15 protein-coding genes and 3 tRNA genes are annotated in these 23508 nt (G+C 51.7%); 12 read left to right on the top strand and 6 right to left on the bottom strand.

Features of this window, described 5'->3' with window-relative positions; all coding sequences use genetic code 11:
• Positions 1-2: 2 nt before the first annotated feature.
• The 6 genes from HHO50_RS08315 to HHO50_RS08340 form a co-directional block, all read right to left on the bottom strand.
• Positions 3-1442 (bottom strand): class I SAM-dependent DNA methyltransferase, encoded by a 1440-nt coding sequence (locus tag HHO50_RS08315; protein ID WP_181305536.1) that lies wholly within the window; start codon positions 1440-1442, stop codon positions 3-5.
• Positions 1443-2355: 913 nt separating this feature from the next.
• Complete coding sequence (gene hsdR, locus HHO50_RS08320) at positions 2356-4740, bottom strand: EcoAI/FtnUII family type I restriction enzme subunit R (protein WP_181305537.1); 2385 nt, start codon at positions 4738-4740, stop codon at positions 2356-2358.
• Between the two features lie 428 nt (positions 4741-5168).
• Positions 5169-5242 (bottom strand) — tRNA-Arg (locus tag HHO50_RS08325).
• Positions 5243-5303: 61 nt separating this feature from the next.
• Positions 5304-5377, bottom strand: a tRNA-Pro gene (locus tag HHO50_RS08330).
• Between the two features lie 111 nt (positions 5378-5488).
• Positions 5489-5576, bottom strand: a tRNA-Ser gene (locus HHO50_RS08335).
• A gap of 16 nt (positions 5577-5592) precedes the next feature.
• Positions 5593-5805, bottom strand: coding sequence for a hypothetical protein (locus HHO50_RS08340; protein WP_181305538.1), 213 nt, complete (start codon positions 5803-5805; stop codon positions 5593-5595).
• A 53-nt stretch (positions 5806-5858) separates the two neighbouring features.
• On the opposite strand from HHO50_RS08340, the gene HHO50_RS08345 reads away from it, so the two are divergent.
• The 12 genes from HHO50_RS08345 (at position 5859) to lysA (ending at position 23470) form a co-directional block, all read left to right on the top strand.
• On the top strand, positions 5859-6827 hold the full coding sequence (locus tag HHO50_RS08345; protein ID WP_181305539.1) for a VWA domain-containing protein: 969 nt from the start codon (positions 5859-5861) through the stop codon (positions 6825-6827).
• The gene (locus HHO50_RS08350; RefSeq protein WP_181305540.1) at positions 6824-7735 is read left to right on the top strand and encodes a lipopolysaccharide assembly protein LapB; all 912 of its coding nucleotides are present in this window, start codon (positions 6824-6826) and stop codon (positions 7733-7735) included. Before HHO50_RS08345 ends, HHO50_RS08350 begins: the two co-directional genes overlap by 4 nt.
• A gap of 585 nt (positions 7736-8320) precedes the next feature.
• On the top strand, positions 8321-9523 hold the full coding sequence (locus HHO50_RS08355; protein ID WP_219921483.1) for an acetyl-CoA C-acyltransferase: 1203 nt from the start codon (positions 8321-8323) through the stop codon (positions 9521-9523).
• A 71-nt stretch (positions 9524-9594) separates the two neighbouring features.
• Positions 9595-10911, top strand: coding sequence for a toxin-antitoxin system YwqK family antitoxin (locus HHO50_RS08360; protein WP_181305541.1), 1317 nt, complete (start codon positions 9595-9597; stop codon positions 10909-10911).
• A 257-nt stretch (positions 10912-11168) separates the two neighbouring features.
• Positions 11169-12206, top strand: coding sequence for a biotin synthase BioB (gene bioB / locus HHO50_RS08365; protein ID WP_181305542.1), 1038 nt, complete (start codon positions 11169-11171; stop codon positions 12204-12206).
• A 9-nt stretch (positions 12207-12215) separates the two neighbouring features.
• A complete protein-coding gene (locus HHO50_RS08370; RefSeq protein WP_181305543.1) occupies positions 12216-13379 on the top strand; it encodes an 8-amino-7-oxononanoate synthase in 1164 nt (387 codons plus the stop codon).
• The gene (gene bioD, locus HHO50_RS08375) at positions 13328-13981 is read left to right on the top strand and encodes a dethiobiotin synthase (protein ID WP_181305544.1); all 654 of its coding nucleotides are present in this window, start codon (positions 13328-13330) and stop codon (positions 13979-13981) included. Before HHO50_RS08370 ends, bioD begins: the two co-directional genes overlap by 52 nt.
• Positions 13971-15257 (top strand): adenosylmethionine--8-amino-7-oxononanoate transaminase, encoded by a 1287-nt coding sequence (gene bioA, locus HHO50_RS08380; RefSeq protein ID WP_181305545.1) that lies wholly within the window; start codon positions 13971-13973, stop codon positions 15255-15257. Before bioD ends, bioA begins: the two co-directional genes overlap by 11 nt.
• A 31-nt stretch (positions 15258-15288) precedes the next feature.
• Entirely contained in the window at positions 15289-16491 is a 1203-nt protein-coding gene (locus HHO50_RS08385; RefSeq protein WP_181305546.1) for a beta-ketoacyl synthase N-terminal-like domain-containing protein, read from the top strand.
• 850 nt (positions 16492-17341) lie between these two features.
• Complete coding sequence (locus HHO50_RS08390) at positions 17342-20869, top strand: discoidin domain-containing protein (protein WP_181305547.1); 3528 nt, start codon at positions 17342-17344, stop codon at positions 20867-20869.
• Positions 20870-20997: 128 nt separating this feature from the next.
• Complete coding sequence (locus tag HHO50_RS08395) at positions 20998-22332, top strand: aspartate kinase (RefSeq protein WP_181305548.1); 1335 nt, start codon at positions 20998-21000, stop codon at positions 22330-22332.
• Positions 22325-23470: a diaminopimelate decarboxylase gene (lysA, locus tag HHO50_RS08400; RefSeq protein ID WP_181305549.1), complete on the top strand. Its 1146-nt coding sequence runs from the start codon at positions 22325-22327 to the stop codon at positions 23468-23470. The genes HHO50_RS08395 and lysA overlap by 8 nt, the downstream gene beginning before the upstream one ends.
• Positions 23471-23508: the final 38 nt, after the last annotated feature.

The raw sequence follows: 23508 nt of genomic DNA on the forward strand, positions 1-23508 counted from the left end.
GCTTAGGCTAACAAAGATTCTTCTAACGCGGTCACTATCTCCTGCTGCAGCGTTTTCACGCGTTGGGCGGTGAGCTGTAGTTTTTCCAGTAGGTCGGCGGGGTCGCCCAGGTCAAGCGCCGTCGCGTGCGGGTTCTTGATGTCCAGGTTGTAGTTTCGGGCGGCAATGTCTTCTACCGATACGCGCCAGGCGTGTTCGTTCTCCGCGCGGTTATGCCACCAGGCTTTCTCCAGGTCAAACTCCTTTATGTTGATGGGCCGGCCTTTGTTGTAGCTTTTCTGCCCCGCCGGGTACGGGTGCTCAAAATACCACACCTCTTTGGTGGGCTGCCCCTTGGTGAAGAACAGCAGGTTGGTCTTGATGCTGGTGTACGGGTTGAACACGCCGTTGGGCAGCCGCACAATGGTGTGCAGGTTGCACTTGCTCAGCAGTTCTTCCTTGATGCGGGTTTTCACGCCCTCACCGAACAGCGTGCCGTCTGGCAGCACCACCGCCGCGCGGCCGTTGTCTTTGAGCAGCCGCATGATAAGCGCCATAAACAAATCGGCGGTTTCCTTGGTCTTGAACTTGGGCGGGAAGTTGGCATCGGTGCCCTCTTCCTCGGTGCCGCCAAACGGCGGATTGCTCAGGATAATATCTACTTGGTCTTTGCCCGTCCAGCTGTCATAAGGCCGCACCAGCAAATTATCATGCCGTATCACGGGCACGTCCATGCCGTGCAGCATCAGGTTAGTGGTGGCCAGCATGTGCGGAAGCGGCTTTTTCTCCACCCCCTGAAAACTGTTTTGCAGCGTCTGAATGTCGCTGGGGTTGCTGAGTTGGGTGCGCACGTGCTCAATGGCGCAGGTGAGAAAACCGCCCGTTCCGCAGGCCGGGTCTAGCACCGTCTCGCCCATCTGCGGCGCCGTCATGTCGGTCATAAACTGCGTCACCGCCCGCGGCGTGTAATACTCCCCCGAGGAACCCGCGCTTTGCAGTTCCTTGAGCATGTTCTCGTAAATGTCATTGAACAGGTGCCGGTCTGAGGAGGCGTTGAAGTCAATGAGGTTAATCTTGTTGATGACCTGCCTAATGAGCGTGCCGCTTTTCATGTAGTTGTAGGTGTCTTCAAACACCTGCTTCACAATCCAGCCCTGCGGATCTGCCTTGGGTGATACCTGCAAATTTTTCAAAGACTCAAACAGCTCGTTGTTCACAAACTGCAGCAGTTCGTCGCCGGTCATGCCCTCTTCGTTGGCCGCCCACTGGCTCCATTGCAGATGCGCCGGAATGGGCGATTGGTAGTTCTCAATGGTCAGTTCCCATTCCTCTTCCTTGTCGCTGAAGACCTTCAAAAACAGCATCCAGACCATCTGCGAAATCCGCTGCGCGTCCCCGTCTACCCCCGCATCCTGGCGCATAATGTCGCGGATGGATTTAATAATACCTGAAAGGTTACTCATGGTGTGTGTTTGTGTAAGCGTATTGGTTTTAAATAGATTGATGTTTATAAAGCGCATCCAAGGCTGTCCCCCTTGAAGGGGGTAGGGGGATGTTTACTTTTGCCGAATTACATTCATTGAATCCATTCATTGATAATGTACGGACAGGTCGCGACCTGTCCCAAACGCTGGCCATCGCCAAATCATTTACCATGAAAGAAAGCCACCCGCCATCTTCAATGCCCCGTCCGGGGATGCGGTTGACCGGGAATGCGTGGGGACAGGTCGCGACCTGTCCGTACGGGATCAGCAAGAGCCCAGACACCCGCTCCCCCGGCCTGTCCCCTGACAGGCCGGAAAAAAAGCCGCTCTTCTGGAGTTCCACTCCAGAAGCACCCTGCCAGGGAGTTCTACTCCCCTTCTCTTGCTCGTGGCTCCCGGCGGAGTAGGAACTCCGCAGCAGTTAGGTTCGGGAGTGGAACTTCCGAACAGCAAAAGGACAAGCCAAGGAAGCAACCAGCCGTTTTCGGCCTGTTTTTACAAAAACAGGCCCAAAACAGAAAACAAACCTACCTTATTCTGGAACGGTGTTAACGCCTGCTGTTTTCGGCCTTTTTTGCAAAAACAGGCCGAAAACAGGAATCGCAACCTATGCTCTATTCGCTCTTCTGGAGTTCCACTCCAGAAGCACCCTGCCGGGGAGTTCCACTCCCCTTCTTCTGCAACATCTGCCCGTGGTTCCCGGCGGAGTAGGAACTCCGCAGCAGGCAGGTTCGGGAGTGTAACTCCCGAACAGCGAAAAGAGTAGAACTCCCGAACAGCGAGGGAAATTTACAGCAAAAGTAGAACTCTCTGCTGCTCTGCTGTTCGGGATTTATCAATCCCGAACTACTCTGTCGGGGATTTATAAATCCCCTTCCCTACCCGTAACTCTCTACGCCGTTCTGTACAGCTCCAACTCCAGTTCCTGCACCGCCCTTTCAAAATCCGCCTTCTTCCCGAACCGCTTTACCAGCTCCGTGGGCGTGCCTAACAAGTTGAGCGGCTTTACATTAAGCACCGCCGTGGTTTCTATGGAGCTAATGCCTTCGTCAGCGTATTTGTCCAGTAGCGTTTGCAGCACCTCGCGGGCACCGGCGCCGTATTTCTCAAAGTAGTTGCGCTTCTTTACTTCCTCTGCTCGCTCCTTGCGGGTGAGCGGTGGTTGGTCAAAAGCAATGTGGGCAATCAGGTCGAAGGCGTCCAGGTCTTGGCCTATTTCCTGCTGCAGTTCCTCAAAGAGCACGCCTTTCTCGGCCAGTTCATTGATGATGGCTTCTTTGCGGTCGGTGGCTTGCCACTTTTGCAGGAAATCGTCTAATGAGGCGTATTCCAGCAGCAGCTTGTTGCGCGAGTAATCTTTCAGAGACTCGGTAATGAGTTTGCCGTCTGCGCCGTAATACTGCACCCGCTCATTGACCACCGTTACCGCCACGTCATTGATGAAGTATTTTTTGGGTTTGATGGGTGGATCACCGCCAGGGCCGTTTCCGTCGGGGTCTTCGTCTTCTCCATCGCCTGGTTCACCCGGTATGGGTTTGCCTTCGGACAAGTCCTCGCCTTCTCCTCCCTCTGGGTTGGGCGGTACGATGGGGTCATCTTCGCCAGGTTCATAAATCACCACCGGGTCGCCGTCAAAGTCTGGGTCGGCAAACAGGTTGGTCACCTTCCGGAAGTCCATGATGGTGAAATACACTTTGCCATCGTCTTCCCTGAGCCGGGTGCCCCGGCCAATAATCTGCTTGAACTCGGTCATGGATTGAATGCCCGCCTCCAGGGCAATCACCTTCACCATTTTGGTGTCTACGCCCGTGGTCAACAGTTTAGACGTAGTGGCAATAACCGGCTGCTTCTCCACCACCGACGAAAAGTTGTAGAGTTCCTTCTTACCCACCTCGTCATCGCCGGTAATGCGCACCACGTAGTTGGGGTATTGCTTGAGCATGTCGCTGTTCTCGTTCACCAGCGCCTGCCGCATGCGCTCGGCGTGCTCGGTGTCAACACAGAACACAATGGTTTTGGCCATACGGTTGGTGAGTTTGAGGTATTCTGATATTTTGCGGGCGGCTACCTTGGTGCGCTGGTCTATGACCAGGGTGCGGTCAAAGTCTTTGGTGTTGTAGATGCGGTCTTCTACCTCGTTGCCGTACCTGTCAACTTTGCCTCTCTCGGGCCGGTAGCCTTCATCCACGTTCAGGCCGATGCGCACCACTTTGTACGGCGCCAGGAAACCGTCTTCAATGCCTTGCCTTAAAGAATACGTGTAGACGGGTTCCCCGAAGTAGGTGATGTTAGACGTTTCCTTGGTTTCCTTCGGCGTAGCCGTCATGCCCAAATGCACCGCCGAATCAAAGTAACTCAGCACCTCGCGCCAGGCAGATTCTTCGTGGGCGCTGCCGCGGTGGCACTCGTCTACCACCACTAGGTCAAAGAAATCCGGGGAGAATTGCTTGAAGACGTTCTTTTCCTCATCGGTGCCGGTGAGGCCCTGGTAGAGCGCAAAGTAAATCTGGTAAGACTTGTCTACCTCACGGTTCTGGATTTTGGTCATGATGTCTGACCCAAACGGCCGGAAATCGCCAGTCTTGGTTTGGTCTACCAGAATGTTGCGGTCGGCCAGATACAGTACCCGTTTCACGGTTTTGGCTTTCCAGAGCCGCCAGATAATCTGGAAGGCCGTGTAGGTTTTGCCGGTGCCGGTGGCCATGACCAGCAAAATTCTCTTGTCACCTCTGGCTACGGCCTCAATGGTGCGGTTGATGGCAATCTGCTGGTAGTAGCGGGGCGCCAGGTCGGTTTCGTCCTTGTGGTTTTCCTCTTTTACAATCTCCTGCTGCTTTTTGTCCAGGTTCTTGAAAGCGGCGTACCGCTGCCAGAGTTCTTCGGGCGAGGGGAAGTTTTCCAGGGAAAGCTCTTTCTCCACCTCGCCTTCCTCCTGGGTTTTGTCGAACTCCAGAAAAGCGTCGCCGTTGGTGCTGTACACAAAATGCACGTCCAGAATATCGGCGTACTCCTTGGCCTGCTGCATGCCCGCGCCCAGGGAATGGTTGTTTTCCTTTACCTCCATCACCGCCAGCAACGTTGATTTATAGAACAGTACATAGTCGGCACGCTTCTGCTTGCCCCGGGTGTACTTTTGGCCCCGCACAATAATGCGTCCATCTGTGAACGACCATTCTTCCCGCACTTGCTTCTGGATATCCCACCCGGCTGCTATTAAGGCCGGGGTGATGAATTTGGTGCAGATGTCTCTTTCTGAGAGGGATTGCTTCTGGAACATATGATTTTAGCTTGGCAAAGGGCTAATTCTTCTTCAAGTTAAATATTTCAGCCTAATGTTTGCAGAAGATTTTGGTGATAGCACTAAATGGACTTGTGCTGGATTGAAAGTCTGAATGATATTTATTCTAAAGGATAGGTGTTAAAAATACCTAGATCGTGATTGCTATTCAACTTGACTTATGCTTGCCTAAAAGTATAAGGCCTTGTAAGTTAATTAACTTACAAGGCCTTATAAATGTGACAGCCCTCTTGCCACCACTTGCAGCATGAAAATATTCTTGTTGCTCCTGATGACAACTTTTAAAACCCTGCAAATCGAAATTCAGGTAAAGACGACAGCGCAATTAGAAGCAGAACGTGGGAAAAGAAAAGAGTAAAACAAAAAAGCCTCTCCACATTAAGTGAAGAGGCTTTTTACTACCGGTGTGATCCCATTTGGATTCGAACCAAAGACCTACTGCTTAGAAGGCAGTTGCTCTATCCAGCTGAGCTATGAGACCATCGAAACAAAAATGAGTAATGGAGAATGTCTGTACATCCAACATTACTCATCTTTTTTCGTCGGGGTGGCAGGATTCGAACCTACGACCTCCACATCCCAAATGTGGCGCGATACCGGGCTACGCTACACCCCGAGTCTTGCAATTACAAAGTGGCCAACTTCACAAACTTCCGTTCTCCGTAATCGCGGTGCAAAGATATGAATTGAAATCTTCTTTCAAAATTTAATTTTCAAGAATATTTCGCGGAGAGAGGGGGATTCGAACCCCCGGTACCCTTTAGAGGTACGGCAGTTTAGCAAACTGCTGGTTTCAGCCACTCACCCATCTCTCCGGGCTAGCTCTTTCGGTTAAAGAGTGTGCAAATATAGCCGCATTAAAATGAGATTACCAAAGCTCCCGCTAAAAATATTTACCGGCCTTCTCCCTTCCGGCATCATCGGCTTAGCTGCCAGCAGCTTAGAAATAGGCTGTCTTTGAAATTTATTTTCTGCCAAAGCGTTTACCAGAACAGCCAAACGCCTTTCCAGCCGTTTTCGGCAGGTTGTAGAAGGCAGTCGCATTTGTTTCTTTCTTTATAACTTGCCGCCGCACTCAAAAGCGCTCTCTATACCCCATGACCTGGTACCTGCCGTTTACCTCTGTAGAGTTTTTCTTTTTCCTCCTGTTTGGGGTGCTCTACGGCGGCTATCTGTACCGGATTAAGCGGTTGGCCCAGCAATTCAAACAAAAGGCGAATGCCATCTGGATCAAAGCCATTATCCGGAGCATTTACATGGTGCTCCTGATTGTGGCTTTGCTGGGGCCCTCTTTTGGGGCCATGACCAAAGAGATAAGAACCAACGGCAAAGATGTGTTCTTGGCGGTAGACCTTTCCCAGTCCATGAAAGCGCAGGACGTGCCGCCTTCGCGGTTAGAAAAGGTGAAGCTGGAACTGCAGGAATTTATCCAGAACTCCAACGCCGACCGGGTGGGGCTCATCGGTTTTTCGTCTGAAGCGTTCGTGCTGAGCCCCCTCACCTATGACCAAAGTGCCCTGGAACTCTTCGTGCAGTCGCTCAGTACCGCGCTGGCTCCGCCGGAAGCGGCCCAGATACAACCCGTTTTGGAACTGGTTCAGCAAAAATTCAGGGAAAGTGAAACCAGCCGGGAAACGGAACGCTCCAAAATAGTGGTCATCTTCTCAGATGGCGAGACCTTCGGGGAGAATGTGCAGGCGGCGGTCAGGTCTCTGGTAAACCAGGGCATACGCGTGTACTGCGTGGGCATTGGCACGTACGCGGGCGGCAAAATTCCAGAGGGGCGCAGCTTTAAGAAAAACAGCCGGGGCGAAACGGTGCTCACCAGGTTAGAGGCCGATGTTCTGAAAGAGGTAGCCCAGCGTACCAAAGGCGCTTACTTTGAGATAAACCAGAACATAAGTGAAACGCCCAGACTGCTAAGCGCCGTCAACTCGGTCAAAAGTGAGCTGCGCCAGACCAAAGTGGTGGAGGTAGCCGCCAACAAATACCTGTATCCGTTACTGGCGGCCCTACTGCTGATTGCGCTGGACGTATTATGGACTATACAGGTACTGAAGATATGAGATATTGGTGGCTCCTCCTCTTGCTCGCCTCCTCGCCGCTGGATGGTCTCCAGCGCATCGCGCTCCGGAACCAGTATGCCCAGCAGGCCCAGGCAGCCTACAAACAAAAGGAGTATCAACAGGCAGCGGCCTTGTACGAAAAGGTGCGCGGAACCGAACGCGGAGGCTCCCATTCTTCGGTGGTGTTGAATTTGGCGCACTCGTATTTCCATCTGCATGAGTACACCAAGGCCTCCCCGTTGTACCGTTCGCTGTTGAAAACCACAGACAATGAACTTCTTTCCACGGTTACCAGCCAGTTAGCCATCATTGAAGCCGAGGAAGGAAATTACCCCAAAGCCCTCACCTACTGCAAACAGGCCCTCAAAGCCGATGAGACCAACCAAGCAGCCCGCTACAATTATGAGTTGCTCCAGAAGTACATCCTGCTGCACCCAGAGCAACGGCAAACTCCACCCCCTCCGCCAAAACGGACTCCCCAGAATGGAACCGGCAGCGCCCAACAGCCCAATGCCGCCGGTAGTTCCAGCGCGGGAGGTTCTGCCGGAGTTGCGGCTACTGGCGCAGGGACTTCGGCCAACGGCGGCGGAGAATCAGGTACCCAGCTCGGTCAGGGTAACGCAAACCAACTACAGAACTTCGGCAATACCCCGGGTTTGAACCGGGGCTTGAGCGACCGGGGCACCCAAGACAGCAACGGGAACGGAGGCAATCAAAGAAACAGAGAAACGGGCCAGGCCGATGATGCTTTGCTCCAAACCCGTTTCGAGCGGTTGAAGAAACTGCAACTCAGCCCCGAGAAGGCTCGCCAGTTGCTGGACGCCATGCGCCAGGAGGAAGCCCAATACCTGCAACAGGTACCGCGCAGTAAAACAAAGCAAGCCGATAAAAACGCGCCTGACTGGTAGTAGATTTGCTGTTGTTTTGAGGCTGTTTTCCTGAAAACAGCCTCAAAACAACAGCAAAGAGTTCTTCACATTCTGTGTTGAAGTTTGACTACCGCACCTGTTTTCAGCCCGTTTTTCATAAAACAGGCTGAAAACCACACCACACCTTGACGCGTTTATTCCCCATGGAAGAGAGTTTTCCAGCGTAAACGCATGTTCCTGCGTTTATATGAATTACTCAGAACTCATTCAACCTAACAAGCGTTTGGTTATTTACGACAGAAAAAGTAACTTCAACCCGACAATCTAAAAAACACTACTGATAGGCAGATATTAGAAATCTGTGTCAGTCTTTATTTTGACCAAAAAGCTGTTTAGGGTTTTATGCCTGTTTTTATAAAAGTAGCCTAAAAAAGAGGTATGGGCGGATGCTTGCGGCAGCGTATAAGTAAACCTCTTGTTTTTGGCTTGTTTCATATAAATAGCCAAAAGCTCTGGTGCAAACGGAAGCTTGCACCAGAGTTCTTGCCCTAACTGCCTATTAATGAAGAACTCTAAACAGGTTCCAATTTTGATTTTTTATCATACCATAAGCATTGATACGCAATGGAAAGCACAAGCAGCAATAGAATAAAAGAAGTGTACGTAATCTCGGCCGTGAGAACTCCCATCGGGAGTTTTGGCGGGGCTTTGGCAAGTTTAACCGCGCCGCAGTTGGGCGCTATTGCCATCAAAGGTGCTTTGGAAAAAGCCGGGGTTGACAAAAGTCTGGTACAAGAAGTGATCATGGGCAACGTATTGTCGGCGAACGTGGGGCAGGCTCCCGCGCGGCAGGCAGCCATTGGCGCCGGATTAGGATACGAAGTGGAATGCACCACCATCAACAAAGTGTGCGCCTCGGGCTCCAAAGCCATCATGTTCGCCTCCCAGGCCATCATGCTGGGCCACAAAGACATCATTGTGGCGGGCGGCATGGAAAGCATGTCTAACGTGCCGTACTATCTGGACAAAGCCCGTTTCGGGGCGAAGATGGGCCACGGACAGATGATTGACGGCTTGGTGAAAGACGGCCTTTGGGATGTCTACAATGACTACCACATGGGCAGCGCCGCCGAAAACACCGCCCGTGAGCTAGGTATCACCCGCGAGATGCAGGATGAATACGCCATCAGCTCGTACCGCAAATCGGCGGAGGCCGCCAAAGCCGGTTTCCTGAAAGACGAGATTGTGCCCGTGGAGATTCCGCAGCGCGGCAAAGACTCCATCTTCATCACCGATGACGAGGAATACAGCAAAGTGAACTTCGAGAAAATTCCCGGTTTACGGCCTGTTTTTGAAAAAGAAGGCACCGTGACGGCCGCCAACGCTTCTACTTTGAACGACGGGGCTGCCGCCCTGTTGCTCATGAGCAGAGAGAAAGCCGAGGAACTGGGCCTCAAACCCATCGCCAAAATCCTGGGCTTCGCCGATGCCGAGCAGGAGCCGAAATGGTTTACCACCACGCCGGCTTTAGCCATTCCGAAGGCGTTGAAAGTATCTGGCGTGTCGCCGTCTGAGGTTGATTTCTACGAGATAAACGAAGCGTTCTCGGTGGTTTCGCTGGCCAACAACCAAAAATTGGGCTTGGAAGGCGGCAACGTGAACGTGTACGGCGGCGCCGTGTCGTTGGGCCACCCGCTGGGGGCCTCCGGGGCCCGTATTGTCACCACGCTCATCAACGTACTGCACAAGAAAAACGGCAAAATCGGTGTAACCGGCATCTGCAACGGCGGCGGCGGGGCCTCGGCCATTGTGCTGGAGCGCATGTAATCCTTTTTGAACTATACTAATTCTAAAAAGCCTTACGTTAGAAGTAAGGCTTTTTTTATTGTTTTGCATCCATGAAAAGGATTCTGTTTCTAGTTGCGTTTCTGTTGTTGAACCTAGGGCTTCGGTTGGAGGCACAGGCCCAAATGCGCGTAGTCACCTATCATGACTCCCTGCAATCGGCGGTCAAAGAAGTGTACTTTATCAAAGCCAACCCAGACACCGTCATGCACGGCTATTACCGCAAGTACTATCCTACCGGCCAACTGGAAGCGATGGTAAAAGTAGTCGAGGGCAAACGCGACAGTCTCTACACCGAGTTCTTTGCGGATGGCAAACCCAAACTGACCGTCCCTTATAAAGACGGTAAAAAGAATGGCCCTTTCTCTGCCAACTACCCCAACGGCCACAAACTACAGGAAGGCCAATACGCGAACGACCTGCAAAACGGCCCTTTCAGAAGCTACCATGAAAACGGCCAACTGAAACAAGAAGCCACCTTTGTAGACGGTTTCCCCGAAGGCTCCGTGAAAGAATATTTCCCCAACGGCAAGCTGAAGTCAGAAATCACCTACACGCGCAAAGCACAGAGCGGCGTAGCCCGCACCTTTCACCCCAACGGCGAAAAGGAATCTGAGGCCAATTACCGCAACGGCATGCTTGCAGGCGGCTACCACACCTTCTATGACAACGGCCAACTGGAAACCGAAACCATCAGCGACGACCCCAGCAAACCAGCACAGCTTAAAACCTATTACCGCTCAGGCAAACTCATGACCGAAGGCAGCGTAGTGGCGGGCAAGCCCGATGGCCCTTCGGTCTCCTACTATGAAAACGGACAGCGCCGCGGCACCCTCACCTACAGCAAAGGCGTCCGCGTAGGGTTGGCCCAGGCCTTTGACGAGAACGGAAAACTTCAGCAGGAAATCCGTTACAGCAACAACGAGCGTGACCGCAAAATCACCCGCTTCTATCCGTCCGGGGCCATCGCCGCCCAGGAGGAATTCAAGGATAACAAACCCGTAGGCACCTGGCAGGAATTCTACGAGAACAAGCAACTGAAAACCACTGAACCTTACAAAAACGGCAGAATCACCGGCGAGCGCCTCACTTACCACGACAACGGCCAGGTTGCATCCAAAGCCACGTACCTGAACGGGAAGGTTGTGAGTACGCTTATCACCTATTTCCCCTCGGGCAAAGTAAAATCAGAGACCCTATACAAAGACGGCCTCCGCTACGGCACCTTCAAACAGCTCTACGAGAACGGCAAAACCGAAATGGCCGGCACCTATAGAAACAACCGCGAGACCGGCACCTGGACGTACTTTGACGAGAACGGCAAACAGCTGAAAAAAGTAGAATACCGCAACGGACAGGTGGTGAAGTAGTTGTTAGTTGTTAGTTGTTAGTGGTTAGTTGTTGATTTGTAGGGGCAATCCCTTGTGGTTGCCCTTGGCTAGACGCACCGTTTAGGGCAACCACAAGGGATTGCCCCTACACCCTGCAATTCAACCTCACCCTTTTCCATCTGATTTTCAGAAAACAAGCCAAAAACAGCCGAACAACCGTTAGGAACACGCACAAAAAATTTCGCCTATTCCGTTTTACGCCGTACTTTAGGCGTCTAAACTAGACTACTCAGACTATGACGGACGCTCTGAACACCGCCCCTCTCCGCACGGATTGGAACATGGATGAAATTCGCGCCATCTACTATACACCGGTGTTGGAACTCATTGTAGCAGCCTCACAGGTACACCAACAATTTCAGGCAACCGGCGAAGTGCAGGTTTGCACCTTGCTTTCAGTGAAAACCGGGGGCTGCCCCGAAGATTGCGCGTACTGCCCACAGGCGGCCCGTTACCACACCGGCGTTCAGGCGCACAAGCTTCTGAGCAACGAGGTAGTGCTGGACGCGGCCCGCCAAGCCAAAGAAGGCGGTTCTACCCGTTTCTGCATGGGCGCTGCCTGGCGAGAGGTGCGCGACAACCGTGACTTTGACCGCGTACTGGAAATGGTGGAAGGCGTAAATGAGATGGGTCTGGAAGTTTGCTGCACCCTAGGAATGGTCAACGAGTACCAGGCCGAACGTCTGAAACAGGCCGGTCTCTACGCCTACAACCACAACCTGGACACTTCAGAGGAAAACTACAGCAACATCATCACCACCCGTACCTACGGCGACCGTCTGGGCACCCTTGAGAACGTGCGCAAAGCCGGTATCTCGGTGTGTAGCGGTGGTATCATTGGTTTGGGCGAAACCGACGAAGACCGTATTGCCATGCTGCACGTGCTCAGCAACCTGCCGCAGCACCCAGAAAGCGTGCCGGTGAATGCGCTGGTACCGGTAGAAGGAACCCCTTTAGCCGAGCAACCACGCGTGAGCGTTTGGGAAATGGTGCGCATGATTGCCACGGCCCGTATTCTCATGCCCAAGACCATGGTTCGTTTATCGGCGGGAAGACAGGAAATGCCGGTGAGCGAGCAGGCGCTTTGCTTTTTGGCGGGAGCTAACTCCATCTTCTCCGGTGATAAACTCTTGACTACGCCTAACCCCGGCTTTGCCGATGATAAAGCCATGTTTGAGTTGCTGGGGTTGAATCCGCGTAAATCTTTCAAGGCCGAGACTTCCTGCGGCGGAACGGTGAGTGTTCCCGCGGAAGCTGCACTTGCAGCCGAATAAGCCGCAGCCATGAAGGTGCCGGAACGTCTGTTGCGCCAATTAGAGGCCAGGAGCCAGAAGGGCATTCTGCGGAGTTTAACTTCCCCGGCTCCCGGCCTGGTAGATTTCAGTTCGAATGACTACCTGGGCTTGGCGGCCTCTGAGGTTCTGGCCCAACGCATCACGGAAGAGATTGGTCACACGCCTGCCCACGGAGCTACCGGCTCGAGGCTATTGAGCGGCAACACGCATTATGCGCAGGAACTGGAAGAAGAACTCGCTCTTTTCCATGGTGCCGAGGCGGCCCTGCTGTTTAATTCCGGGTACGCGGCCAATTGCGGTTTCTTTTCGGCGGTTCCGCAGCGCGGCGATACCCTCTTTTATGACGAGGCCAGCCACGCCTCCATGAAAGAGGGAATCCGGCTCAGTTTCGCGCAGAGTTTTCCGTTTCGCCATAACGATGTGGAAGATTTGCAGAGGAAAGTGAAGCGGGCCCAGGGCGATGTGTACGTGGCCGTAGAGTCGCTCTACTCCATGGACGGTGACTTTGCGCCTCTCCTGGAATTGGTCACGTTGTGCCAGGAACAGGGCTTGTTTCTGGTGGTGGACGAGGCGCATTCCAACGGAATGTACGGCCAAAATGGTGAAGGCTTGGTTTCGGCCCTGAAACTGGAAGAACAGGTGTTTGCCCGGGTCATGACCTTTGGGAAAGCAATGGGTTGCCACGGGGCGGCGGTCATTGGCCCCAGGCAACTGCAACAATTCCTATTGAATTTCAGCCGGCCTTTTATCTACACCACTGCCCTGCCGCTGGCTTCATTGGTGGCAATCAGGCAAGCGTACAGGTTACTGCCAGAACTCTCAACAGAACGGAGCCGGGTGCAGGAACTGTCAAATTATTACCAGTCGCTCACTCCAGACCTAAGCGTTTGGGCCCCGTTTTCCGGAAAACAGGCTCAAAACGGAAGTCCCATTCAGGCGTGGCAACTACCTAACCCGGTGGCTTTGCGGAATTTGGCCCAACGTATCCAAGCCTCGGGTTTTGACGTGCGGCCGGTCTTCAGCCCCACGGTTCGGGCGGGCAAAGAACGCCTGAGGCTGGTGCTGCACGCCTACAACACCCCCACGCAAGTACTAGAACTATGCAACCTCCTTCACCAGCACACCCCCAAAGATATTTCATTACGGGCATAGGCACCGATGTGGGTAAAACCATTGCGGCCGCCATCTTTACCGAAGCCCTGCGAGCCGATTACTGGAAACCGGTGCAAGCCGGGAATCTGGAAGATTCGGATACGCACACCGTCCGCAGTCTAATCTCCAATACTCAAACTGTTTTCCACCCAGAGGCTTACCGCCTGCAGATGCCTGCTTCTCCGCACACGGCCGCCGCGGCTGAGGGAATCCGGCTGTCTCTGGAGAAGATAGGTTTGCCATCCACCCAAAACAACCTGATTGTGGAGGGAGCCGGTGGCCTGATGGTGCCCTTGAACGAACGTGATTTGGTGCTGGACTTGATTCAGAAACTGCCTTTGGAAGTAGTACTGGTTTCCCGAAATTACCTAGGCAGCATCAATCATACGCTCATGGCGGTAGAGGTTCTGAAAAGCCGGAACATTCCAGTAGCAGGCATCCTCTTCAACGGAGAGCCAAATGCTTCGTCAGAGGAATTTATTTTAAACTACTCCCAACTCCCGGCTTTCCCGCGCATTCGGCACGAAGAAAATATTGATCAGAATACGGTTTCGCGTTATGCGCAGGGCCTTAGAGACTACTTTGAAAACCATGGACAATAGCCTTTCTAACCGCGACCAGTTGGTGAACTGGCACCCGTACACCCAAATGCAGACCGCTCCGCCTCCCATCGGGATTGCGCGCGGCCAAGGGGCGGTTCTTTACGCCGAGGATGGCAAAGAATACATTGACGCCGTTTCTTCGTGGTGGGTGAATATTCACGGGCACGCGCACCCGCACATCGCGGCGCGGGTGAGTGAGCAGTTGAGCACGCTGGAGCACGTCATTTTCGCGGGCTTTACCCATGCCCCGGCGGTGGAACTCTCTGAACGCCTTCTCCGGCTTCTGCCGCAAAACCAATCTAGGGTCTTTTACTCTGATAATGGCTCTACGGCCGTAGAGGTAGCCCTCAAGATGGCGCTCCAATACTGGTTCAACCAAGGAAAGGATAAAACCAAGATCATCGCTTTGGAAGGAAGTTACCACGGCGATACCTTCGGGGCCATGTCAGTGAGTGAGCGGTCTGTGTTTACCCGCCCGTTTCAGCAGTACCTGTTCGACGTGGAGTTTCTGCCCGTTCCGGTGCCCGGAAATGAGGAAGCAAGCTATGAGCACTTAGAAACGCTGCTTACCCGCCAAGACATCGCCGCCTTTGTGTTTGAGCCTTTGGTACTGGGAACGGCCGGAATGGTGATGTACTCCCCCGCCGTGTTAGATAAACTGATGGAACTCTGCCGCAAAAACGGGGTACTCATCATCGCCGATGAAGTCATGACGGGGTTTGGCAGAACCGGCAAACGCTTCGCCTGTGATTACTTAACCCAGCAACCCGATCTGATGTGCTTTTCCAAAGGGCTTACCGGCGGCACCATGGCTTTGGGCGTGACTACTTGTTCGCAGGAAATCTTTGCTTCGTTCCTGAGCGAAGACAAAACCAGGGCTTTCTTCCACGGCCATTCCTATACGGCCAATCCGGTCGCCTGCGCCGCTTCCCTGGCCAGCTTGGACTTGGTCGAAAATGACCTGTTTTTAGAAAATCTGGACAGAATCAGTGGCTCCCATGCGGTCTTTGCCCAAAGCCTTTCAGGAAAACCAGGCATCAAGGCTTGCCGCCAAACGGGTACTATATTGGCTATTGAGTTTGAGGTAGGGCAAACCACGTATTTCCATTCCTTACGGGATCAATTGTATACGTTAGCGCTGGAAAACGGCGTGCTGCTTCGGCCTCTGGGGAATATTGTGTATGTGCTGCCGCCTTACTGCATTACTCAAACCCAACTGGAAAAAGTATACCAGGTGATGGAACAAATGCGCCAGTTGGTAGCGGGGTCGTTTTAGCCTTGTTTTTAGAAAATTAGCCCAGAAACAGATGGACAGAGAGCAGGAATGGATTGTGGTACGAGGCGTAGGATCTGTCTCTGGGCTGGGCGGATCGCCGGAGGAGGTTCGGGCCTCTTACGCCAGCGGCAGAACCGCATTCTCCACCCTGCCAAGTCTTGGTTCTGATACCCCCGTATCCCCCCTCTCTCCCTCTGCCGAAGCTCTCTTACAAGCTTTGCTCCTGCAAAACCCAACTTATGCTTCTCTGGATAGGTCTGTGCAATTGGCGATTCTGGCCTCCCGGCAAGCTGTCGCCCAAGCTGGCTGGAAAATGGGGGAAGGAGATTCCGTAGGGATTAATATTGGTTCTTCCAGAGGAGCTACCGGTCTGTATGAACAGTTTCATGCTGATTTTCTGCAAAACCCCGAAAAACGGCTTTCGCCCGGCGTCTCCCCCAGCACTACCCTGGGAAACGTAGCCAGTTGGGTAGCGAACGACCTGCAAGCCGATGGCCCGCTCATCAGTCACTCCGTCACCTGTAGTACTGCTTTGCAGGCTTTTGCGAACGGGGTAGCCTGGCTTAAAGCAGGCATGGCAAAGCGCTTTCTGGTGGGCGGAGCAGAGGCGCCGCTCACGCCCTTTACCCTCGCTCAGATGAAAGCCATAGGCATTTACTCCAGGTTTGCGGCCCATGATCACCCATGCCGCCCCCTCAACCTGGAGCGCAATACCTTTGTGCTAGGCGAAGGAGCCGCCGTGTTTGCCCTGGAAAGAATGACCCAAGCCCAAATTGAGAACTTACATCTGGCGAATGCAATAGCGGTAGAAGCAGTAGGAATGGGCTATGAACGCAGTCCATCCAAAACGGGTATCTCAGCAGATGGGCAGCATTTCCAACGGGCCATGCGAGAAGCGTTGGCCCAAGCATCGCTTATGCCCAGAGACATTGATGCTATTGTCTTGCATGCTCCTGGTACCAAAGCCGGTGACGCCGCCGAAGTTCAGGCTATTGAAAGCATATTTGGGGCTGCATCGCCGGCCTACTTTTCAAACAAAAACCTTATTGGCCATTCCTTGGGAGCCTCCGGGGCTTTGTCTACCGAAATGGCTTTGTATGTGCTTTGCCAAACAAACATACCTTCTATATTTTCAAGTACGCTAGCTAGGGCGCCCCGGAGAATCCTCATTAACGCAGCGGGCTTTGGTGGTAATGCCGTTAGTGTGCTGTTGACCAAGCTTCCTACCCAATAGCCAGTTCATATCTGCACAAACTTCGCTTTTTGCCCACCCCAAAGAGATTTTGTGGCCGTTTAGGGAAGAAGAGTACCTTCACTTCCCCATTAACTGTTTAAAAGTGCCCACCCCTGTGTTGTAGCCCCAGAAATAACATACCCGTACGGTCTTCCTTGATTCACTTCCTGAACTCTCTTCATTTTGACACTTTTTGTACCCATTTTCTTCTACTAAAGAATATTGCTACACAAACCTACCATAATAGACAAATTATAATATATACTTATAAAATCACATGTTGATCTATTTAAATTGTAATAATTTCATAAATTGTATTTATTATAGTAAGCTTGTAACGTAAAATAAAGCCTATCCAGAGATATTCTCAAAAATATCATTCATCCTTTGTATGGAGGGGTTAATCGCCACTTACTTCCTCTTCATCGATAAAGTCTTTCTACTATCTGATTTATTTAAAAATTGCACACAAATCATAAAGGCTTATAACCAAGCTAAAGCATTATCTCACTTTCTTACTTTAACTAAAGGAAACAATTATATACTCTCTATTCCTCCCTAGGAATGGAACACAATCAGAGCCAGGGTTCTTGGCTGCATAAATTTCAAGTACATGCAACAGTTTATTAACAGCGGTGCGACGGGAATAAAAGTGGAGCCCTCCAATTTTACTCTTATAGTGACATCACACAACAACAACATCACACTTACAAAATTACGGAGAGAGCTGCGCCTCATACGCTCAGGAAGGGATAGGACAATATTGGAAAATTTAAATACCATAACCCTAGCCTATGGTAGCTTTCTACAAAAAATGGTAAAAAGCAGGAGTAAAACCTGCCTTGTCATCATGTTAGTTGTTTCCGCAATATGGGGGGTTGAGGAAGCTCAGGCGCAGAATTTAGCGTTGAATAAACCAGCAGTAGCATCTTCAATTGAAAATACTACTTATCCGGCTGCCAGAGCCTTTGATGCCAATACGGGTACTCGGTGGGCGAGTGAATATAATGTTGACCCTCAGTGGATTTATGTTGATTTGGGGGCCGTTTATAACATTACCCAAATAAAACTCCTTTGGGAAGCAGCCAGCGGCAGAGACTACCAACTACAGGTTTCCAATGATGCCTCTAACTGGACAACCATCCGAACAGTTACGGGAAATAATACTTCTTCTCCTACCACTTTAACTTATGATGGATTAACTGGCAGCGGAAGATATGTACGAATGATTGGTACGGCCCGAAACTTAACATATGGATATTCTTTGTGGGAGTTTGAAGTCTACGGCACCCCTAATACGGCACCAACCATAACCTCCAATGGTGGTGGAACCACCGCTTCCATATCTATCCCGGAAAACACTACTGCCGTAACTACCGTGACTTCTTCAGATGTAGATGCCGGTTCCACCAGAAGCTACAGCATTTCAGGTGGGGCAGATGCTGCTAAGTTCAGCATTGATGCTACGTCTGGTGCCTTACGGTTTGTAACTGCCCCTAATTTTGAGAGCCCTACTGATTCTGATAAGAACAACACCTATCTGGTAACGGTAAGAGCAACAGACAATGGCGGCTCAACCGATGACCAAGCTATCACTGTATCTGTCACCAATGTGAATGAGGCTCCGGTAGCCAGTAACATCACTTTCTCTCCTTCAATACCCAATACCGCTGTCAAAAAGAGCATCAATAACTTAGTTGCTTCTGATCCGGATGCGGGTAACACCATTAGGTTCAAAATAAACTCCTTGCCTACTTCCGGCACCTTATACATCAACAACACAGCGATTACGAGCGGAAACTTGGCAACCACGTATGGGGCCACCAATAACCAATTAAGTGCGCTCACCTTTTCACCTGCTGCCGGGTCTACTGGCAATGTGACCTTTACTTACACCGCTATTGATAACAATACGGCTAGTTCTGCCCCTGCCACGTATACCATCCCGGTCACCGCAGATAATCCGGCCACCTATACCTATCTGCAGCAGGGCTATTCTAAATACGCCCTTAAGAATAGTCTATCCATAGCTACGGCCACAGATCCCAATGGAGCCATAACCAACGCGGCAGTAACTGGAACTGCCTTGCCAAATTTCTTAACCCTAAATCCCACTACTGGCAATATCACAGTAAATACTAATGAAATTACCGCGGGGACTTTCAGCAATTCTATCACGCTCACAGATGACAAAGGAGGGATCTCCACTGTTCCGCTTACGCTCACTGTCACCAATGACTTTTACCAGGCGAATGCCAATGCCTTTAAAACTGGCGAGAATTGTTACCAACTCACAGCAGATGTAACCAACCAAAGAGGACAAGTCTGGGCTACTACCCCTATTTCTTTAAGCAAATCATTTGAAATCAGCTTCAACGCCTTTTTAGGAAACAAAGATGCTGGTGCCGATGGAATTGCTTTCGGGTTTCAGCGTTCCTCCAATCCTATGTTCGCGGTGGGCGCTCCCGGTGAGGGAATTGGCTTTGGCCACGGCAACAGTACCACAAACCCCAGAACAGGAGGGATTACCCCTTCCGTAGCAATTGAATTTGACACATACCAGAATACACCCACTTCTGAGATTGCAGCAGACCATATCGCCATCTTCAAAAATGGGGATGAGCGATTACCCGTTAAAACACCCGTGCAAATGAGCAGTACGTCTGCCAACACAGAAGACAATAAATCCCACAAGGTACAGGTGATCTGGCAAGCAGGCACTAACACGCTGTTCGTGTATTTTGACGGGGTGCTGCGGGAGCGGTATTCTGAGGATTTTGTCTCCACTGTTTTCGGGAATGACCCACTTGTCTATTTCGGATACACGGCCAGTACGGGTGGTTCTACCAATCAGCAGAGCATCTGTGAAATCAACTTCAACCCCTTAGATAATGACGGCGATGGGGTTGCCGATGTAAGTGATGTGGACGATGACAATGACGGTATTTCTGATATATTGGAATCTAACGGCGTAAATCCGTCAGCAGATGCAGATGATGATGGTTTGCCAAACTACAAAGACCCAGACTTTGGTGCATTAAACAGCAAAGGAGTGGTCGCCAGTTTGGACAAAGACGCAGACGGCCTTATCAACGCCTTCGACCTGGACTCAGACCATGATGGTATCTCAGATGCCATGGAGCAGATAAGTGGAACGATGCCCGCCAGCTACAATGCCTTGTCCGGACGTTTTGGTACTATCACCACCAATGGCTCTCCCAGCTACACTTTCTCTACCCTGGTAGACATGGATGCAGACGGCATCCCAAACTGCCAGGACATTGATGCCGATGGCGACGGTCTGCTGGACTATCTGGAAGCCCAAGCCAAAGACGCTGTTTTGACCATGTCTGGGGAAGACACCAATAAAGACGGTATTGATGATGCCTTCAAGTCATCTACTTCTATTTCTCTTATCCCGGTCAATTCAGACACTGACAGAATGCCGGACTACCTTGACCTTGATAGCGATGATGACATGATGCAGGACTTCATTGAGGCCTTTGACGTAAACAAAGACGGAAAATCAAGTGATGACCTGGCAAAATTAGGAGCTGACTTTACCACAAAAGCCCAAGGCACTACTGCTGCCGGATACTATCCAGCCACTATTTCCAGCGGAAGCAAAGTTCAGGAATGGTTGAAATACGCTTCTGATACCCGTTTCAACTATCTCAGCAAAAACAACTCGTTCTACAAAGACACAGATGCTGACGGCTTGGTGGATTTGCTGGATACCAATGATTATGGAAGTGGACTTTCTGCCTCTAACATAAACTATGCTTTCAGAGCAAGTTCTACGGTGGTAACCCTTCCGGTCAAACTAATCTCCTTCATCGCAAAACCCAACGGCACCTCCGTTCAACTAAACTGGGCCACGGCCTCTGAGAAAGACAATGACTACTTCCAGGTAGAACGCAGCCAAAACGGCATGACCTTCACCGCCATAGGCAGAGTAAAGGGCAACGGGAACAGCAGCATTGTGCAGAACTATGCTTTTTTGGATTCCTCTGCCCCTACCGGTACCAGCTACTACCGCCTGAAACAGGTAGACTTTGACAAAAAATCTGAGTACAGCAAAACCATCACCGCCAAAATAATTAATGTTGATGGTAGGCTGGCGCAGGTAGCAGTGGCACCTAACCCTTTCAGCCAGGAGCTTTCCTTTTCGGTAACTTGTAGCCAGGCACACACCCTGCAGGTAGAGCTCTATGACCTGAACGGCAAACTGGTAATGCAAGAAACGATACCTGTACCAGCCGGAACCACGGTTCTGCAAAGAGAACTTCGTACGGTAGCGGTAGCGGTGGGGGTCTACTTGCTGCGGGTGAAAGGTGAGGCCATCAATGAAATGGTCAGGGTAGTGAAAACAAACTAAGCCCCACAGTCAAAATCCAGGTCTAAGCCTCTAAACCTAATTAATGTAAAAATTAGCGGGTTTAGAGGCTTTTCTTTTAAGGTATCTACGCATTGTTTGCGTAAATTCGCAGGTTTTATTTAAGATCTATGAAAATCATGAAATTTGGGGGTACCTCCGTAGGCTCTGCCGAACGGATGGGTGCCGTCTCTCAACTGCTTCCCACGCAGGAACCCGTGATTGTCGTGCTTTCTGCCATGTCAGGAACCACCAACCACCTGGTGCAGATTGGGCAGCAACTGGCGCAGGGCGACATGGCCCAGGCCGAATCTCTCACAAACCAGCTGGAGCAACACTATAAACAGGTGCTTGCCGATCTATATAAACAGGATACATCTAAGGACAAGGGCAAACAGGTAGTACAAACGGTATTCTCTGACATACGGGCGTGCTTTGACCATGCCTTCTCCCCGGCATTAGAGAAAATCATTCTGGCGCAGGGCGAGTTGCTGTCCACCCAGCTTTTCCAGATTTTTCAGGAAGAGAACGGCATTCCGTCGGTCTTGCTTCCGGCTCTGGAGTTTATGAAAATTACCGCAGAGGAAGAGCCAGACCAAGCCTTTATCCGGGAGAACATCAGAAAGCAATTAGACCAACACCCAGATACTCAGTTGTTCATCACGCAGGGGTACATCTGCCGCAACGCCCACAACGAGATTGATAACCTGAAGCGCGGAGGCAGCGACTACACCGCCTCCATCATCGGCGCAGCCGTGAAGGCGTCTGAGATCCAGATCTGGACAGATATCAACGGCATGCACAACAATGATCCACGCATTGTGAAGAACACCTACCCTATTGCGGAATTGTCCTTTGACGAAGCGGCGGAGTTGGCGTACTTCGGGGCGAAGATTCTGCACCCGTCCAGCATTCTGCCGGCGCAGCAGCACAACATTCCGGTGCGTCTGTTGAACACCATGCAACCAGAGGCGCATGGCACTACCATTTCCTCTAAGAAAACGGGCAATAAGATCAAAGCGGTAGCCGCCAAAGACGGCATCATCGCCATCAAAATCAAGTCCAGCCGCATGTTGCTGGCCTATGGTTTCCTGCGCAGCGTGTTTGAGGTCTTTGAGCGGTTCAAAACGCCTATTGACATGATTACCACGTCTGAGGTGGCCGTTTCGCTCACCATTGACAACCAGACGTACCTGCCCGAAATCACCGAGGCGCTGCAGCGTTTCGGCACCGTGGAGATTGACACCGATTTAACCATTGTCTGCGTGGTAGGCGACTTCATGGAAGACAAACCGGGTGCGGCTTTGCGCGTGGTGCAGTCCCTGGGCCATATACCGTTGCGCATGATCTCTTACGGTGGAAGCAAGAACAACATCAGTTTCCTGGTGAATACCGTGTACAAAGAAAACGCACTGGTTTCCATAAACGAGGGTGTTTTTCAGGAAAGAGAGGGAAACCATGCGTAAAGAACAACTGCAGGCGTTCGCCCAGCAGCCAACCCCTTTCTATGCGTATGACCTTGCATTGTTGCGCCAAACCTTAGCCGTGGCCCAGGCCGAAGCCGGGAAATACGGGTACCACATCCATTACGCCCTAAAGGCGAATGCCAACGCCCCTATCCTGGCCGAAATCCTGGAAAAAGGCTTCGGGGCCGATTGCGTGAGCGGAAACGAGGTGCGCCGGGCGCTGGAAGCGGGTTTCCCGCCAGAGCAGATCGTGTTTGCGGGCGTAGGCAAGTCTGACGCTGAAATCAACTTCGCCCTGGACACGGACATCTTCTGCTTCAACTCAGAATCGGGGCAGGAGTTGGAGGTAATTCAGGAACTGGCGGCGGCCAAGGGGAAAACGGCGCAGGTCGCCTTGCGCATCAACCCCAACGTAGACGCGTACACCCACAAGCACATCACCACCGGGCTGGAGGAAAACAAATTTGGGATTAACCTGTGGGAACTGGAGGAACTGGTGCCCAGGTTTGCGGAGTGGCCGAACCTGAAACTGATAGGCCTGCACTTCCACATCGGTTCCCAAATAACCGACTTACGGGCGTTTGAAAACCTGTGCGGGCGCGTAAACGAAATCCAGCGCTGGTTTGAGGAACGCGGCCGCACCTTCCCGCACCTGAACGTGGGCGGCGGCTTGGGCGTAGATTACCACACCCCGGAAGAAAACCCCATCGCTGATTTTGCCGCGTATTTCTCCATCTTCAATAGATTGCTGGAGAAACGCAACGGCCAGATAGTGCATTTTGAGTTAGGCAGGGCTTTGGTGGCCCCCAGCGGAAATCTCATTTCCAGGGTACTTTACCTAAAACACGGCCAAAAGACCAACTTCGTGATATTGGACGCAGGCATGACCGAACTCATGCGCCCCGCCCTGTACCAGGCGTACCACAAGATAGAGAACCTGACCAGCGACTTGCCGACCCAAAGCTATGACGTGGTAGGCCCCATCTGCGAATCAACGGACTGTTTCGCCAAAGGCATCCAACTCCCCGAAACCAAACGCGGCGATGTAGTGGCCATCAGAACCGCCGGGGCCTACGGCGAAGTCATGGTCTCTGAATACAACCTGCGCGACCGGGTGAAAGCCGTTTATCTTTCCTAAGTTTCCTTCTGAAATTAGCAAAAGTTTGAACCTTCGTT

Source organism: Rufibacter sp. XAAS-G3-1 (genome assembly GCF_013623775.1).
Taxonomy (GTDB): Bacteria; Bacteroidota; Bacteroidia; order Cytophagales; family Hymenobacteraceae; genus Nibribacter.